The organism is Amycolatopsis sp. NPDC031561, from assembly GCF_055580625.1.
Map to the genome: position 1 here is coordinate 279,478 of NZ_JBVILA010000008.1, position 15,940 is coordinate 295,417.

Annotated in this window: 15 protein-coding genes; 9 read left to right on the top strand and 6 right to left on the bottom strand. The window is 70.1% G+C overall.

The window, feature by feature from the left end; translation table 11 throughout:
• Window positions 1-4: 4 nt before the first annotated feature.
• Both ACZ5IK_RS19760 and ACZ5IK_RS19765 read right to left on the bottom strand, forming a co-directional pair.
• On the bottom strand, window positions 5-1,516 hold the full coding sequence (locus ACZ5IK_RS19760; protein WP_465488965.1) for a 1,4-alpha-glucan branching protein domain-containing protein: 1,512 nt from the start codon (window positions 1,514-1,516) through the stop codon (window positions 5-7).
• Window positions 1,513-2,286: a class I SAM-dependent methyltransferase gene (locus tag ACZ5IK_RS19765; protein ID WP_465488966.1), complete on the bottom strand. Its 774-nt coding sequence runs from the start codon at window positions 2,284-2,286 to the stop codon at window positions 1,513-1,515. Before ACZ5IK_RS19765 ends, ACZ5IK_RS19760 begins: the two co-directional genes overlap by 4 nt.
• A 136-nt stretch (window positions 2,287-2,422) precedes the next feature.
• On the opposite strand from ACZ5IK_RS19765, the gene ACZ5IK_RS19770 reads away from it, so the two are divergent.
• On the top strand, window positions 2,423-2,845 hold the full coding sequence (locus ACZ5IK_RS19770; protein ID WP_465488967.1) for a hypothetical protein: 423 nt from the start codon (window positions 2,423-2,425) through the stop codon (window positions 2,843-2,845).
• Here ACZ5IK_RS19770 and ACZ5IK_RS19775 read toward each other — a convergent pair.
• Window positions 2,826-3,677, bottom strand: coding sequence for a DegV family protein (locus ACZ5IK_RS19775; protein WP_465488968.1), 852 nt, complete (start codon window positions 3,675-3,677; stop codon window positions 2,826-2,828). The genes ACZ5IK_RS19770 and ACZ5IK_RS19775 overlap by 20 nt on opposite strands.
• 243 nt (window positions 3,678-3,920) lie before the next feature.
• Between ACZ5IK_RS19775 and ACZ5IK_RS19780 the strand changes: the two genes are divergently transcribed.
• From ACZ5IK_RS19780 to ACZ5IK_RS19795, 4 genes are all read left to right on the top strand, one after another.
• Window positions 3,921-4,706: an electron transfer flavoprotein subunit beta/FixA family protein gene (locus ACZ5IK_RS19780; protein WP_465488969.1), complete on the top strand. Its 786-nt coding sequence runs from the start codon at window positions 3,921-3,923 to the stop codon at window positions 4,704-4,706.
• 26 nt (window positions 4,707-4,732) lie between these two features.
• Window positions 4,733-5,692: an electron transfer flavoprotein subunit alpha/FixB family protein gene (locus ACZ5IK_RS19785; RefSeq protein WP_465488970.1), complete on the top strand. Its 960-nt coding sequence runs from the start codon at window positions 4,733-4,735 to the stop codon at window positions 5,690-5,692.
• Window positions 5,693-5,865: 173 nt separating this feature from the next.
• Window positions 5,866-6,648, top strand: a complete 783-nt coding sequence (locus ACZ5IK_RS19790; RefSeq protein WP_465488971.1) for a GNAT family N-acetyltransferase — start codon at window positions 5,866-5,868, stop codon at window positions 6,646-6,648.
• Complete coding sequence (locus tag ACZ5IK_RS19795; RefSeq protein ID WP_465488972.1) at window positions 6,645-7,538, top strand: lysophospholipid acyltransferase family protein; 894 nt, start codon at window positions 6,645-6,647, stop codon at window positions 7,536-7,538. Before ACZ5IK_RS19790 ends, ACZ5IK_RS19795 begins: the two co-directional genes overlap by 4 nt.
• A gap of 81 nt (window positions 7,539-7,619) precedes the next feature.
• Here ACZ5IK_RS19795 and ACZ5IK_RS19800 read toward each other — a convergent pair whose 3' ends face one another.
• A complete protein-coding gene (locus ACZ5IK_RS19800) occupies window positions 7,620-8,510 on the bottom strand; it encodes an NADP-dependent oxidoreductase (RefSeq protein WP_465488973.1) in 891 nt (296 codons plus the stop codon).
• Between the two features lie 134 nt (window positions 8,511-8,644).
• On the opposite strand from ACZ5IK_RS19800, the gene ACZ5IK_RS19805 reads away from it, so the two are divergent.
• Genes ACZ5IK_RS19805 through mnmA form a run of 4 tightly spaced genes read left to right on the top strand, consistent with a single transcriptional unit; the run spans window position 8,645 to window position 13,690 of the window.
• Window positions 8,645-9,919: a helix-turn-helix transcriptional regulator gene (locus ACZ5IK_RS19805; protein WP_465488974.1), complete on the top strand. Its 1,275-nt coding sequence runs from the start codon at window positions 8,645-8,647 to the stop codon at window positions 9,917-9,919.
• Window positions 9,920-9,952: 33 nt separating this feature from the next.
• Window positions 9,953-11,338, top strand: a complete 1,386-nt coding sequence (locus ACZ5IK_RS19810) for an MFS transporter (protein ID WP_465488975.1) — start codon at window positions 9,953-9,955, stop codon at window positions 11,336-11,338.
• A gap of 49 nt (window positions 11,339-11,387) precedes the next feature.
• Window positions 11,388-12,584 (top strand): cysteine desulfurase family protein, encoded by a 1,197-nt coding sequence (locus tag ACZ5IK_RS19815; RefSeq protein WP_465488976.1) that lies wholly within the window; start codon window positions 11,388-11,390, stop codon window positions 12,582-12,584.
• A 5-nt stretch (window positions 12,585-12,589) separates the two neighbouring features.
• Window positions 12,590-13,690: a tRNA 2-thiouridine(34) synthase MnmA gene (gene mnmA / locus ACZ5IK_RS19820; RefSeq protein WP_465488977.1), complete on the top strand. Its 1,101-nt coding sequence runs from the start codon at window positions 12,590-12,592 to the stop codon at window positions 13,688-13,690.
• A gap of 73 nt (window positions 13,691-13,763) precedes the next feature.
• Here the strand turns inward: mnmA and ACZ5IK_RS19825 are convergent, their stop codons facing one another.
• Window positions 13,764-14,207, bottom strand: coding sequence for a GNAT family N-acetyltransferase (locus ACZ5IK_RS19825; protein WP_465488978.1), 444 nt, complete (start codon window positions 14,205-14,207; stop codon window positions 13,764-13,766).
• Complete coding sequence (locus tag ACZ5IK_RS19830; protein WP_465488979.1) at window positions 14,204-15,241, bottom strand: MBL fold metallo-hydrolase; 1,038 nt, start codon at window positions 15,239-15,241, stop codon at window positions 14,204-14,206. The genes ACZ5IK_RS19825 and ACZ5IK_RS19830 overlap by 4 nt, the downstream gene beginning before the upstream one ends.
• Between the last annotated feature and the right edge of the window lie 699 nt (window positions 15,242-15,940).

The window sequence follows — 15,940 nt, forward strand, 5'->3', positions numbered from 1 at the left end:
TTCGTCATTTCCTCAGCAGATCTCGCGCGTCGACGTGCCCGAACGGCCCGTCGTCGCGCCGGAACGCGGCCGCCGTCTCCCTGGCCCGCTCGTGCGCGCCGTCGCGGAGCAGCCCGGCCAGCGTGTCGAACCGGTCGGTGTGCGCCTTCGCCCGCCGCCGCGCGTAGTCGGCGGCGGAGTCCTTGGTGACCATGAACGCCCAGTCGCTCGAAAGCGCCAGCATCGCCTCGGCGACGGCCTGGTCGCGGACGGCGTCACGGGTCGTCGTGTCCATCCCGGCGACGAGGTCGAGCATCCGGTGCTGCAGCGCGGTGTTGTCCCGCACCATGTCGGCGACCTGCTCGCCGTCCCAGACCCGCCAATCCTTGCCCGAGCCCCATGACGACGCCGGGAGATCGACCTTCCCGCCAAGATGGCCCGCTTCGAGCGCGCCCTTGAGCGTGGTGACGCGGACGCCCGCCTCGGGCAGCGCGCGCAGGACACCTTCGAGCCAGGCCGGTCCCTCGTGCCACCAGTGCCCGAACAGTTCCGTGTCGTACGCGGCGACGACGAGCGACTCGCGGCCGTGCTCGGCCTTGAGCGAGCGCAGCCGCGCGACGACGGTGTCGACGAAGTCCTGGACGTGGCCGCCGAGGGTGGCCGCCGCCATCGCCGGATCGTAAGGCGCCTTGTCCGGCGGCTCGATGGTCTTGCCGGTCACCCGGGACGGCTTGAGGCCGACTTCGTGCGCCCAGGTGTGGAAGTCGCGGTAGGCGGCGTTGCCGGGGTAGCCGGCCTTCGGCGACCAGACGCGGTACGTGACTTCGAGGTCGCGGCCGAAGCAGACGACGTCGGAGTCGCCGACGGTGCGCGCGGCCGAGGTGTCGCCGTGCAGGGAAGGCCCGTCGACCATGAACCGCCGGACGCCCGCGGCGGCGTACCCGGCTTCCATGCCGGGCGCGTAACCGCATTCAGGTGCCCAAATGCCCTCGGGGCGCCGCCCGATCCGCAGCGCGGTGTCGGCGAGGCCGCCGCGCAGCATGAAGTCCCGGACCGCCGGGTCGAGCAACGGCTGGAACGGATGCGCCAGCGGGCCGCCGAGCAGTTCGATCGTCCCGTTGTCCACAAAGGACCGGAGGATCGGCGAGAATCCGTGACGCCAGCGGGTTTCGAGTTCTTCGGCCGCCCTGGTCGCCGTCCGGTACTCGCTCGCGGCGAGGTCGCGCAGCAGCGGGTCGCCCCGCCAGAGCGTGGACGCGTGCCACGCGCGCAGCTGCCAGTGCCCGAGCCAGTCGTGGAACGCGTCGATGCAGTAGGGGTCATCGAGCTGGGCGGCGAGGATCGGGGTCATGCCGAGGGTGAGGACGTCTTCGCGGCCCTCGTCGGCGAAGCGGCGTAGAAGGTCGACCATCGGCAGGTACGAATGCGCCCAGGCCTGGTAAAGCCATTCTTCGCCGACCGGCCAGGACCCGTGGTGCGGCAGCCACGGCAGGTGGCTGTGCACGACGAGGCAAAACGTGCCCTCGTACTCGCTCATCGCCGCACCGCCACGGCGACGAGGTCGAGGCTGGCGTCGAGGTCTTCGCCGTGGATGGCGAAGTCCGCGGCCTGGATGCCTTCGACGTCGGCGAGCAGTGCGGGCGGCCAGGTCGCCTGGCCGGGCAGTTGTCCCATGACGACGTCGAGCTGCGCGTCGATGATCGAACCGCCGTACTCGGCGTCGAGCTTCGCGACGCCTTCGCCATGGTGGAGACCGTGCAGCGTCTCGACCTCGAACCCGGCGTCACGCAGCAGTCCGTCCAATTCGGACGGTGCGAGTTCCCTGGTATGGAACGGGTTGAGCGGGGTGTCGCTGTCCGGGGTGAAGGTCAGCCGGTTGGGCGTGGTGACGATCAGCCGTCCGCCGGGAGCCAGCACGCGGCGGCATTCGGCGAGGAAGGCGCCCTGGTCCCAGAGATGCTCGATCACCTGGAAGTTGGCGACCACGTCGATCGAGGCGTCCCGCAGCGGCAGGAACACCAGGTTCGCCCTGGCCACGCCGATGCCGGGATAGCGGCGGGCGACGTGCTCCGTGGTGGGCACGTCGTAGTCGAGCGCGAGCACCCGCGCGGCGACGGTGGCGATGAGCCCGGCGCCGTAGCCCTCGCCGCAGCCCGCCTCCAGGACGGTCTTGCCTTCGCACAGCGGGAGGAGATGGTGATACGCCGCTTCGTGGCGGCGAAACCAATAATTCTCCTCGGCGATGCCCGGCACGGTGCGTTCACCCGTGAGGTGCAGCGCTTCGGCCCTGGTGGCTGGGGTGGTCACGCCGCGACCCTACCGGCCGGTCACTTCCATCCCCTCCGCAAGTCGTCCTCTGGTTGCGGTCCTTGCGCGTGCAACTACCGCAACCAGAGGACGACTTGCGGTGTCACGTTTCGCGGCGCTGCCCAGTCCAGGAGGTATGCAACGGACACTCACTCGCGTACTGCTCGTCGTCTTCGGTCTCGTCGAACTGCCTGTCGGGCTCTGGCCACTGCTCAGCCCTCGCGGTTTCTACGAGGACTTCCCCGGTTTCCGCACCGGCTGGGTGGCGATGGACGGCCCCTTCAACGAACACCTGCTCCGCGACTTCGGCGGTCTCAACCTGGCGCTTTCCGCCATCCTGATCGGCGCGGCCGTGATCGGGACGACCGCCGTGGCCAGGCTCGCGGCACTCGCGACCTTCCTTTTCGGGCTGCCGCATTTCCTCTACCACCTGGGCCACGTCTCGCATTTCGAGCCGGTGGACCAGGTGCTGATCGTCGCGATGACGGCGCTGGGCGCGGTGCTCCCGCTGCTCCTGGCGTTGATCCCGTCGAAGCGCGCTACACCGGGGATACCGTGATGCCGATCGCGCCGGGACCGAGGTGGGCGCCGAGGATCATGCTGGCGTCGACCAGGGTGCTGTCGACCATATGCGGCAGCCGGGCCCGCAGCCGCCCGCCGATCTCGAGGTCGCGTTCGTCGGGACCGAACCGGGTGATGGCGACCTCGACGTCCTGATCACCCGCGCAGTCCACCGCGAGGTCGACGAGTTTGTTGAGCGCCCGCCGCTGGCCCGGCACCCGGGTCAGCGGGGCGACCTCGCCGTTCTTCAGCGTCAACAGGGGTTTGATCGAGAACGCGGAGCCGAGGAACGCCTGCGCCGCGCCGATCCGGCCGCCGCGCCGCAGGAACTCCAGCGTGTCGACGTAGAGGATCTCCCGGCTGCCCCGGAACCGGCGCTCGGCCGCGTCGATCACCCGGGTGGCCTGCCCGCCGGCGGCGGCGACCTTGGCCGCCGAGGTCGCCGCGAAACCGAGGCTCATCCCGGTGGTCCCGCTGTCGAGGACGTGGACGGGGACGTTCACCTGCTGGGCGGCCTCGCGGGCGGCGTTCACCGTCTCCGACATCCGTCCCGAGATGTGGACGCTGACGATCGCCGAGGCGCCCTTGCTCGCGGCGTCCTGGAACGCCCAGAAGAACGCGGCGACCTCCGGAGGCGCCGTCTTCACCGGGGTCCCGGCGCGCAGCTGTCCGATGACTTCGTCGCGGTCGTAGCGGTTCTCTTCGTCGAACTGCTCGCCGACCTGCAATTGGACCTGAACGACGCCGATTCCCCAGCGTTCGGCGACCGGTGCGGGGAGGCAGGAGGTCGAGTCCGTGATCACGGCGACAGGGCCGGGCATGGAACGCATGGTGGGGCAGGTTAGCCCGTCACCCTCGCCGGGAGTACCCCGGAATACGGCCGTTCGGGTTAGTCGGCCGGTTACACTCACTTCCGGGTGAATTACCTGGACGATGGTCCCACTAAAACGTGCATCCAGGTGAATGAGGTCACCTCGGCGGGCCGCGGCGCCGAAATGGCCCTAATCTACCGGCCAGTAGAGCTGTTGCCCCGTGGCCGACGCCGGCCACCAACGGGAGGTCGAAGTAGACCCATGACGAACATCGTTGTCTTGGTCAAGCAGGTACCGGACACCTACTCGGAGCGGAAGCTCTCCGGTGCCGACAACACTCTTGACCGCGAATCCGCCGACGCCGTGCTCGACGAGATCAACGAGAAGGCCGTCGAAGAAGCCCTGAAGATCAAGGAAGCCGGCGAGGGCGAGGTCACCGTCGTCTCGGTGGGTCCCGACCGCGCGACCGACGCGATCCGCAAGGCGCTGTCCATGGGTGCCGACAAGGCCATCCACGTCTCCGACGAAGCCCTTCACGGTTCCGACGCGATCGCCACCGCCAAGGTGCTGGCGGCCGCGATCGGCAAGGTCGAAGGCTACGACCTGGTCATCACCGGGAACGAGGCCTCCGACGGCCGCGGTGGCGCCGTGCCGGCGATCATCGCCGAGCTGCTCGGCCTGCCGCAGCTGACCCACGTGAACGAGCTGACCGTCGACGGCACCGCGATCAAGGCCGACCGCTACACCGAGGACGGTGTCACGCACCTCGAGGCGAACCTGCCCGCGCTGGTGAGTGTCGGCGAGAAGATCAACGAGCCGCGTTACCCCTCCTTCAAGGGGATCATGGCCGCGAAGAAGAAGCCGGTCGAGACGCTGACCGTCGCGGACCTCGGTCTCGACGCGGGCGAGGTCGGCCTCGGCAACGCCTGGTCGTCGGTGCTCGAAGCCACTCCGAAGCCGCCGCGCACCGCCGGTGAGCGCGTCGAGGACGAGGGTGACGGCGGCAGCAAGGTGGCCGCTTACCTGGTCGCGCAGAAGCTCATCTGAGACAGGTTTCGAGGAGGAATAGGGAAATGGCTGAAGTACTCGTCCTCGTCGACCACGTCGACGGTGAAGTCAAGAAGGTCACGCTCGAGCTGCTGACCGCCGCCCGCGAGCTCGGTGAGCCGTCCGCGGTCGTCGTCGGCCCGACCGGCACCGCCGCCAAGGCGAAGGAAGCCCTCGCCGCGCACGGCGCCGCCAAGGTGTACGTCGCCGAGGGCGACAACGCCACCGGCTTCCTGGTCACCCCGAAGGTGGACGTCCTCGCCGCGCTCGCGGAGCGGACCTCCCCGGCCGCCGTGCTCGTCGCGGCCAGCGCCGAGGGCAAGGAGGTGTCCGCCCGTGTCGCGGTCCGCCTCGGCTCCGGTCTGCTGTACGACGCCGTCGGCGTGAACGGCGACGGCAGCGTCGACCAGTCCATCTTCGGTGGCGCGTTCTCCGTCAAGGCCAAGTCCACCAAGGGCGTCCCGGTCATCTCGGTCCGCCCCGGCGCGGTCGAGGCGTCCCAGGCCGAGGGTGCGGCCGCCGAGGAGACCGTCGAGGTCCCCGCGGGTGACCCGGCGAAGTCCGCCAAGATCACCGGCATCGAGCCGATCGTCGGCGGCGACCGTCCGGAGCTGACCGAGGCCTCGGTCGTCGTCTCCGGTGGCCGCGGTGTCGGCTCGGCCGACAAGTTCGACGTCGTCGAGTCGCTGGCCGACTCGCTCGGTGCCGCCGTCGGCGCTTCCCGCGCCGCCGTCGACTCGGGCTACTACCCGGCGCAGTTCCAGGTCGGCCAGACCGGTAAGACGGTCTCGCCGCAGCTGTACATCGCGCTGGGCATCTCCGGGGCGATCCAGCACCGGGCGGGCATGCAGACGTCGAAGACCATCATCGCGGTCAACAAGGACGCCGAGGCGCCGATCTTCGAGATCGCCGACTTCGGTGTGGTGGGCGACCTGTTCAACGTCGCGCCGCAGCTGGCCGACGAGGTCAAGAAGCGCAAGGGCTGAGTTTCACCCTGAAGGGGCCGTCCGGGATTTCTTTCCCGGACGGCCCCTTTTCTGTGATCTGAAAGTGACGTTCCACCCTGAGAGAAGCCTGAGAACCCGCAATTAACTGAACGTGCACTATTCGGCCATCGGGCGCATTGTCGTTGGTACCCCCCGAGGGGTAAACCTTGCTTATGACGACGTCACAGCTCCTCGTCAGTACTGACCAGGCAGGTGTCGAACTCCCGGCCGACGCGCCGCGCTACTCGCTCCTCGTCGCCAACGGAAACGAAGAAGTCGTTGCCGCGCAACGCCTTCGTCACCGGGTGTTCGCCGAGGAAATGGGAGCGACGCTCAATTCGCCCGTACCCGGTCTCGACGTCGATTACTTCGACGAGTTCTGCGATCACCTCGTGGTGCGGGACGACAACACCGGCGAGATCGTGGGCACGTACCGGATGCTGCCGCCCGATCGGGCGACGCGGGCCGGAAAGCTCTACTCCGACAGCGAATTCGATCTCACGGCGCTCGATTCACTGCGTCCTTCGCTGGTCGAGACGGGCCGCTCGTGCGTGCACCCCGATCACCGCAGCGGTGCCGTGGTGAGCCTCGTCTGGGCGGGTATCGGCCGCTACATGCTGCTGGCCGGGCACCGCTACCTCGCGGGCTGCGCGTCCGTGCCGCTGACCGGCGGCGGGGAATACGCGGCGGGCGTCTGGGATGTCCTGCGCGCCAAGCACTATGCGGACGAGTCGCGCCGGGTGACCCCGCTGAACCCGTGGCGGACCGAGGGCGTCGAGCGGCCCGCGCGGGCGACCCTGCCGCCGCTCATCAAGGGGTACACGCGCCTGGGCGCCAAGGTCTACGGCCCGCCCGCGCTCGACGAGGATTTCGGTGTCGCGGACTTCTTCGTCCTGCTGGACCTGCACAACGTCGACGAGCGTTATCTCAAGTTCTTCCTGGGAGTACAGGGATGACTCACGCCTGGATGCCGAAATCGCCTTGTGGTGACGGATGTCTGAGCGAAGGGGCGCCGACGGTGGCGTTCCCGCGGCGCGTCCTGCGCTTCGCCGCGGCGATCGGCGTCATCGCCGGGGCCTTCCTGGCCGCGCCGCTGGTGCTCGTGCTGCGCGGCATGCCCCGGGAACGGTTGGTGCGCCTGCTGTTCGCAGGGATCCTGAAGTCCTTCGGGGTACGGCTGCGCGTCCTCGGCGACGAACGTTTCCGCGCCGTGCCCGGCCGTGGCGCGCTGGTGGTGAACAACCACATCTCGTGGCTGGACATCATCGCGGTCAACGCCGTCCAGCCGATGCGGGCGCTCGCCAAGAAAGAGGTCGGCGCCTGGCCGGTACTCGGCCTGCTGGTCCGCCGCGGCGGCAGCATCTTTCTCGACCGGGAGAACCTGCGCAGCCTGCCCGCGACGATGGACGAACTCGCCGGCGCGATGCGCGGCGGATCACTCGTCAGTGTGACGCCGGAGGGCACCACGTGGTGCGGACTGGGCTCCGGCCGCTTCCGCCCGGCGGCGTTCCAGGCCGCGATCGACGGCGGTGTCCCGGTGCGGCCGCTCGCCTTGCGCTTCCGGCTCAGCGACGGGCGTGAGACCACGCAGCCTGCGTTCATCGGGCCGGAGTCGCTCATCGCCTCGCTGCGGCGGGTGGCGGCTTTGCGCGGTCTGGTGCTGGAGGTGCACGTGTGCCCGGAGATCGCGCCGGGGCGCGCTTCGGACCGGCGGGAGCTGGCGCTGCTGGCGGAATCCGCGGTGCAGGCGGCGCTCGGGCGGGTGCAGATCCCGGTGCAGACGCGGCGGCGCCGCTCTGTCTCCGCTCCCGCTCCTGCCGTGGCTTCCAAGGTGGTGTCTCAGTAGCGCGCATGTCATGAAAGGGGCTTTCAGGACGTTTTTCGTCCTGAAAGCCCCTTTCATGACACTCCAGGAAGGGCCGCGGCCTCACACCAGCGTCAGCGTGATCTTCCCGCCCGCGTGCCCGGTCGCGCTCTCCCGGTGCGCCTCCGCGACCTCCGCCAGCCCGTAGCTCGACCCCAGCTTCACCTTCAGCCCCCGAGCGACCAGATCCTCCAGCACGGCCGGAGTCTCCGAGCCGCCCGCCGAGAACTTCAGCCCCTGCGCGAACGCCGCCGGGTCGGCGATGGTGACCAGCCGGTCGGGTGAGCCGAGCAGCGCCACGGAATCGGCCAGCACGCCGAACCCGGCCGCGTCGAACACCGCGTCCACGCCCTGCGGGGCCGCCGCCCGGACCCGCGAAACCCACCCGTCGCCGTACTGGACCGGCAGCGCGCCGAGAGCCTCGACCTCGTCCAAGGTCGAAGTCCCGGCGAGCCCGATGACCGTGGCCCCGAGCGCGACGGCGGCCTGCGTCGCGATCCGGCCGACCTGGCCGCTCGCCCCGTGAAGCACCAGGGTTTCCCCGGGCTTGACCTCGAGTTCGCCCAGCACGCGCAACGCCGTCTCGCCGACGATCGGCAGCCCGGCGGCTTCGGCCCACGAAAGCCCGGCGGGCTTGCGGATGACGTTGGTCGCCAGCGCGTATTCCGCGTACGCCCCGGTGTCGGACCAGCCGAAGACCTCGTCGCCGACGGCGAATCCGGCGCCTTCGCCGACCGCGTCCACCACACCCGCCAGTTCCAGGCCGAGGATGTGGGGGAACTCGATCGGCCGCACCTCCGCCACCGCGCCGGACCGGATCTTCCAGTCGACCGGGTTCACGCCGGCGGCCTCGACCGCGACCCGCACCTGACCCGGGCCGGGCTCCGGCAGCGGGACCTCGGTCTCCCGGAGGACCTCGGTGTCGCCGTACTGGGTGATGGTGATCGCTCGCATGTTCACTCCTCGTGGATTTTCTTCGCTGCGATCAGTCAACCGGCGGCCTGTCCCCGCCCGAACCAGCCGGACGAGCAGTGTTCACTAGCCGGGCGAGCAGCGTCGCGGACCGGGAACGCGCTTACTGTGGAGTCATGGACGAGTGGTCGGATCCGCTGTACGTGCTGAGCCAGGTCGAGTACATGCTCGCCGCCCGGCGTCACGAACTCCTGCCGCGGTTCTCGGCGACGGCCGCGGCCGTCCTGCCGCACCGGGCCGCCGCCATGGAGACCGGTGACTGCTCCCGCCTGCCGATCAAGGTCGACGGCGATCCGGCGATCACCGGCGCCGTCACGAGCGCGGAGCTCCGGCGGCTCGCCGCGCTCGGCGTCCCTGGCGAGGCCGCGGTGGTGGAGGAGACACTCGGCGGCGAGCGCCGGAAGCTCGTCGTCCTGAGCTCGGCCCCGGTGATCGGCAAGGGCGCGATGATCGCGCTCGTCCCCACCGGGGACGCGCCCGATGACCGTGCGCTCGGGATCGTCGCGAAGCTGTGGGACATCGTCAGCGTGAACGCCGCCCAGCGCGCCACCGATCCCGAACCCGAGATCCTCGCGAGCAACCTGGCGGCCGCGACCGCGCGGGCGCGGGCGCGGGCGATCACCGATCTCGGGCAGACCCACGCGACGGCCTTGGCGTCGTTGCTTTCGGTGCTGCGATCCCGGCGTCTCGGCGACGCCGCCGCCCGCCAGGCCGCGACCGATCTCGCCGCGGCGTCGCTGGTCGAACTGCGCTCGATCGCGGACCGCGACCAGGAACTTTCGGCGGAACCGGCGTCGGCGGCCTTCGACACCCTCGTCGCGCAGCTGGATCCCTTGGTACGCCACAACGACGTGACCGTCGACCTCGCCGGTCCCGGTGACGAACGTTCGCTCCCGCAGGACATCGCGCACACCGCGCGCACGGTCACCCGCGGTCTCGTGCTCACCGCGCTGGAGCGGGGCAGCACCCGCGTCCGCGCGTCCTGGCAGCTCGACGGCCAGGCCCTCCGGATCACCGTGCGCGACGACGGCCCGGACGTCGCCCGCGCCGTGCCCGCCGCCGGTCTCACCGAACGGATCACCCCGCTCGGCGGCCGCTGGGAGGTCGACGCCGTCCCCGGCTGGGGCGCCACGATCACCGCCGTGATGCCACTGGAAGTCCAGGAAACCCCGGAGCTGCGCCCCTTGGACCGGCTGAACCCGCGTGAACTCGAAGTCCTCGCCGGGATCGCGCGCGGGAAGCGGAACCGGCAGATCGCCGAGGAACTGCGGCTGACCGAGCACACGGTGAAGTTCCACGTGCGGAAGATCCTCGGGAAGCTGGAAGTCACCTCGCGCGGCGAGGCCGCGGTGCTGGCGCGGGAACTGCGCCTGGAGTCCGTCGGTGCTTGACCTCCACCCAGCTGGAGGTTGCACGCTGATCGTATGACGATCACTGGGGACAAGGCGGCATCGAAGCCGAAAGGCGTGCTCTGGACACCGGAGCACCGCGTGACCACGATCGGGTTGCTGCTCATGGTCACGCTCATCGCGTTCGAGAGCATGGGCGTCGCCACCGCGATGCCGACGATGGTGGCCGACCTCGACGGCCTCGCGCTGTACGCCTGGCCCTTCACCACCTTCCTGGTCGCCAGCGTGGTCGCGACCGTCCTTTCCGGACGCCTCGGTGACCGCAAGGGCCCGGCGCCCGCGCTGCTCGCCGGTACCGCGCTGTTCGCCGCCGGGCTGCTGGTGGCGGGGCTCGCGCACGACATGCCGCTGCTCCTGCTCGGCCGCGGGTTGCAGGGTTTCGGGTCCGGTCTCCTGCTGGTCTCGGTGTCGCTGCTGATCGCGCTCACCTTCAGCGACCGCGAACGCCCGGTGATCTACGCCGCCAACGCCGCCGCTTGGGTGCTGCCCGCGGTGATCGGGCCCTCGGTCGCGGGTGTGGTGACCGTGAGCGTCGGCTGGCGCTGGGTGTTCCTCGGGCTGATCCCGCTGACCGGGATCGGGCTCGCGCTGCTGGTGCTGGTCACGCGCAAACTGCCCGCCCACGTGCCCGGCGAATCCGCGAGCCGCGCCGGGGTGGTGCCCGCGGTGGTCGCCGCCCTCGGCGTCGCCGCGCTCACCTGGGCGGCGCAGCATCCGTCCCTGGCGGCACTGGCCTACGGCGGCGCCGGACTCGTCGCCCTGGCGTACGCCCTCCGCAAACTCCTGCCCGCGGGCACCCTGACGTCGCGGCCGGGGTTGCCGACAGTGATCGCCTCCCGCGCGCTGATCGCGGGCGCGTACGCCGGGATGGAGGCGTACCTGCCGCTCACGATGACCGAGGTCCACGGCTACAGCCCCGCGCTGGCCGGGCTGCCCCTGACGGTGACCGCGCTGGGCTGGTCGGCGGGGTCGATGCTGCAGGGCCGCAGGCTCGACTGGTCGCGCGAGACGTCCCTGCGGACCGGGTTCGCGCTGGTCGCGGCCGGTCTGGCGATCTTCGTCTTCGTGCCGCTGCCCTCGTTCCCCGGCTGGATGGCGTTCGTGGCGTCGGCGGTCGGCGGCGCCGGGATGGGCATCGCGATGCCCGCCATCTCGGTCCTGCTGCTGCGCTACTCGCCGGAGGCCGAACGCGGGTTCAACACTTCGGCGCTGCAGCTCGGCGACTGGGTCGGATCGGCTCTGACCATCGGTTTGGGTGGAGTTCTGCTCGCCTCGGTGGCGTCGGCGAAGGAGCCTTCGGTGGCGATCCTGGTGCTTTCGGTGCTGCTGACCGGCATCGCGCTCCTCGGGGTGCGGCTGACCGGCCGGTGGCCGTCGGCTATGAGCGGCACCACCCGCTGACACAGGGTGGGCTTGGTCACGCCCCGGAGCGGTCTACCCTGGTATGGCGATGACCTATCTCGACCACGCGGCGACCACCCCGATGTTGCCCGAAGCCGTAGCGGCGATGTCCGAGGCGCTGTCCACAGTGGGCAACGCCTCCGCGCTGCATTCCTCGGGTCGCCGGGCCCGCCGCAAGGTCGAAGAGGCCCGCGAGGTGATCGCGGAGGCGCTGGGTGCCAGGCCGTCCGAGGTGATCTTCACCGGCGGCGGCACGGAGAGCGACAACCTCGCGGTCAAGGGCATCTTCTGGGCCCGCAACGGTGAGGACCCACAGCGCAGGCGGGTGCTGTGCAGCACCGTCGAGCACCACGCCGTCCTCGACTCCGTCGAATGGCTGGAGCAGCACGCGGACGCCGAGATCGTCTGGGTCGAGGTCGACGAGGACGGCCGGGTGTCCCCGGAGTCGATGCGCGCCGCGATCGGCGACAGCCCCGAGACTGTCGCGCTGGCCACCGTGATGTGGGCGAACAACGAGGTCGGCACGGTCAACCCGATCGCCGGGCTCGCCGCCGTCTGCGCCGAGCACGAGATCCCGCTGCACACCGACGCCGTCCAGGCCGTCGGCGCGGTGCCGGTCGACTTCGCCGGGAGCGGGGCCGCCGCGCTGACCCTGACCGCGCACAAACTGGGCGGCCCGTACGGCGTCGGCGCGCTGCTGCTCGGCCGCGACACCGCGTGCGTGCCGGTCCTGCACGGCGGTGGCCAGGAGCGCAGTGTGCGTTCGGGCACCCTCGACGTGCCCGCGGTGATCGCGTTCGCGACGGCCGTGAAGACCACGGTCGAGGGCCGCGAGGAGTACGCCAAACGCGTCGCCGAGCTGCGGGACGACCTGGTCGAGGCCGTCCGGCGCGAGGTGCCGGACGCGCTGCTCAACGGCGGTGAGGGTGAGCGCCTGCCGACGCACGCCCACTTCACTTTCCCCGGTTGCGCGGGTGACAGTCTCTTGATGCTTTTGGACGCCAAGGGCATCGAATGTTCCACTGGATCGGCGTGCACGGCGGGTGTCGCGCAACCGAGCCACGTGCTGCTGGCCATGGGTGCCGATCCGGCGGCCGCGCGCGGGTCGCTGCGGTTCTCGTTCGGGCATACCTCGGCACCGGAAGACGTTGAAGCGGTTTCGAGGGAGATCGCGGGCGTCGTCGACAGGGCGAGGCAGGCGGGACTCGCGGGAATGCGCAAGCAGACGCAGAAGCAAGAGGTGTGAGGAAGATGCGCGTACTGGCCGCGATGAGCGGGGGAGTGGACTCGGCGGTGGCCGCCGCGCGCGCCGTGGACGCCGGGCACGAAGTCGTCGGCGTGCACCTGGCGCTGTCGGCGAAGCCCGGCACGCTGCGCACGGGCTCCCGCGGCTGCTGCACGATCGAAGACTCGGGCGACGCGCGGCGAGCGGCCGACGTCCTCGGCATCCCCTTCTACATCTGGGACTTCGCCGAGCGCTTCACCGAAGAGGTCATCGAGACCTTCGTCGGGGAGTACGCGGCCGGCCGGACGCCGAACCCGTGCGTCACCTGCAACGAGAAGATCAAGTTCGAGGCGCTGCTGGACAAGGCGATGGCGCTCGGGTTCGACGCCGTCGCCACCGGGCACTACGCCCGTCTGTCCGTTGTGGACGGTGTGCCGGAGCTGCGGCGCAGTGTGGACTCCGGCAAGGACCAGTCCTACGTTTTGGCCTCGCTGACCCCGGAGCAGCTGCGGCATTCGCTGTTCCCGCTGGGTGATTCGTGGAAGACCGACGTGCGCGCCGAGGCCGAGAGCCGCGGCCTGTCGGTGGCGAAGAAGCCGGACAGCCACGACATCTGCTTCATCCCGGACGGCGACACGAAGAGCTTCCTGGAGAAGCGCCTCGGCCAGCGTCCCGGGCAGCTCGTCGACGCCGAGACCGGCGCCGTGCTCGGTGAGCACACCGGCGTGCACGGGTTCACCGTCGGCCAGCGCAAGGGACTCGGCATCGAGGCGCCCGCGCCGGACGGGCGGCCGCGCTACGTGCTTTCGCTGGAGCCGGTTTCGGGCACCGTGAAGGTCGGTTCCGCGCGGGATCTCGGCGTGAACGTGATCGAGGCGAACCGCCCGATCTGGCCGAGCGAGCGGCCGCTGGACGGCCCGACCGAATGCGTCGTCCAGGTGCGCGCGCACGGCGGGATCGTCGAGGCCGTCGCCGAGGTTTCGGGTGACTCGGGCGACGCGGTGACCGTCCAGCTGCGCGAGCCGCTGCGCGGGGTCGCGCCGGGACAGGTCGTCGTCCTCTACCGCACCGACGCGGCCGAAGGCGATCTCGTCCTGGGAAGCGCGAAGATCTCGGGCACCCGCTAACTCCCGCAATTAGTCCTCTGGTTGCGGTCCTTGCGCGTGCAACTACCGCAACTAGAGGACGAAACGCGGGCGGTCAGAGCTTCAGCTTGAAGCCGGTGTGAGAGGCCTCGAACCCGAGGCGTTCGTAGAACCGGTGCGCGTCCTCGCGTTTCACGTCCGACGTCAGCTGGACGAGCGCGCAGCCCCGTCGCCGGGATTCGTCGATGGCCCACGTCATCAGCTCGCCGCCGAGACCGGAGCTGCGATGGCTCGCCCGCACCCGGACGGCCTCGATCTGCCCGCGCAGCGCGCCTTTCCTCGCCAGACCCGGAATGATCGACAGCTGGAGCGTGCCGACGGCCTCACCGGCGTCGTCGGCGACGATCAGCAGTTGTGCCGGATCGGCGTCGATCTCCTCGAAGGCCTTGAGATACGGCGTCAGGTCATCGGCCGAATCCCGGGTGCTGCCGATCTGATCGTCGGCGAGCATCCCGACGATCGCCGCGACGTCCTCGCGGCGTGCTTGCCGGATGATCATGAGGCGTAGTGTCGCACTCCGTCGGTCTCGGCCGCGGTGAGTTTCCCTTGTGCCACCAGCAGATCCAGGTGGGAACCGGTCTCGAGGACGGCGAGCATCTGGTTGAACGGGTCCATCTCCGGGAGCTTGCGCTGCCTGCGTGTCCAGCCCAGCCGCAACGCGACCTCGTACGCCGTCGTGACGTCCGGGGTGATCTCGGCGCCCATGACCTCGAGCCGGTCGCGGTGGTGCTCCAGCAGTTCGTCGACGCGGGCGTGGACGCTGTCGGTGACGCGGCCGTGCGCGGGCAGCATGCGCCGGTCCGGCATCTCGCGCACCAGGCGCAGGGAGTCGAGGTAGTCGCTCAGCGGCAGTTCGGCGGGCACCGGCTGGAATCCGATGGACGGCGTGATGTGCGGCAGCACGTGGTCGCCGGAGAACACCAGTCCCGCTTCGTCGTCGACGAAGACGACGTGCCCGGCCGTATGGCCCGGCGTGGACACGATTTCGAACTCGCGGCCGGGCATGATCGTGCGTTTGCCGGGAACGAGCCACTCGTCGGGCTGTTCCCACAAATGCGCTTCGGTGTGCCGGACGCCGCCGAAGGCCTTGGCGAGTTCCTCGACCACCGGGACCGCGCCGCAGCGCTCGAGAAGGCCGACCTGCGCCTCCATCGGGAAGCGGTCCGGATCGCCGGATCGCACCAGCGAAGGTTCTTCCAGCTTCCCGAGCCCGACCTTGCCGCCGAACTCGCGGCGCAGTTCCACCGCGAGGGTGTAGTGATCGCGATGCACGTGGGTGATCAGGAATTCGTCGATGTCGCCGAGGTCGGCACCGAGCGCCTTCAACCCGCGCGACAGCAGCTCACGCGCCGACTCCAGCGCCCAGCCCGAGTCGATGAGGACCAGACGCGTGCCGTCGGTGACGACGTAGACGTTGACCGCGCGCAGCGCGTCGTACGGCAGGGGCAGCGGGATCCGGTGGACCCCCGGCGAAACCGTGTAGACGCCTGGTTCGGCCCAGTCCCGTTCGCCGTCTTCGGGCAACGGCTCCATGGTGACCTCCGTCCCGGACGCACTCCAGCGTGCCGCCCAGTCCTTCCACCTTGAGCCGCCGGAAGGCGAGTGTCCACTTGAGCGGGGTGAGACCCCGGTCACTTGTCAGGAGTGGGGTCGATGCCGCAATGGTCCACGACGCAGATCGGTGCAGAGCGATGCAGGCCAATGCAGAACATGCCGGGCGATGTGTTGCGTATACGCAGACCGACCGGGTTACAGTGACGCGGATGAGGTCGAATCTTTAGCCTCATTAGGCATCGCCGGAGCCATCCTGGTGGATAGCCCCGGCGACGTGTTACCACTGGTCAGTGCTAGTGCAAGGTTGCGATGCCTAACAACACCAGTACGACCAGGGTTACTGCGACGTTCACCGTTAGTGTCAGGTCAAACCTGACACTAACGGTGAACCGGTTATTCCGGCCCCTTCTTGTCATGGGCCATCACCTCCACCCCCTGAAATGCTGCGCAGGCGTGCGCTCGGCAGCGTCGAGAAGCCAGGGGTACCTCCTCGACGGCCGTGCGAGGAGGTACGTGGTCGAGCCTCGCGATGAAGCGTAGAAGGCTGGCGAGACATGTTCGGCTCGACACGCGGGGCTTGGGGGGGGGGGGGGGGGGGGGGGGGGTGGGGGGGGGGGGGGGGGGGGGTGGGGGGGGGGGGGGGGGGGGGAGGGGGGGGCGGGGGGGGGGGGGGTGTGT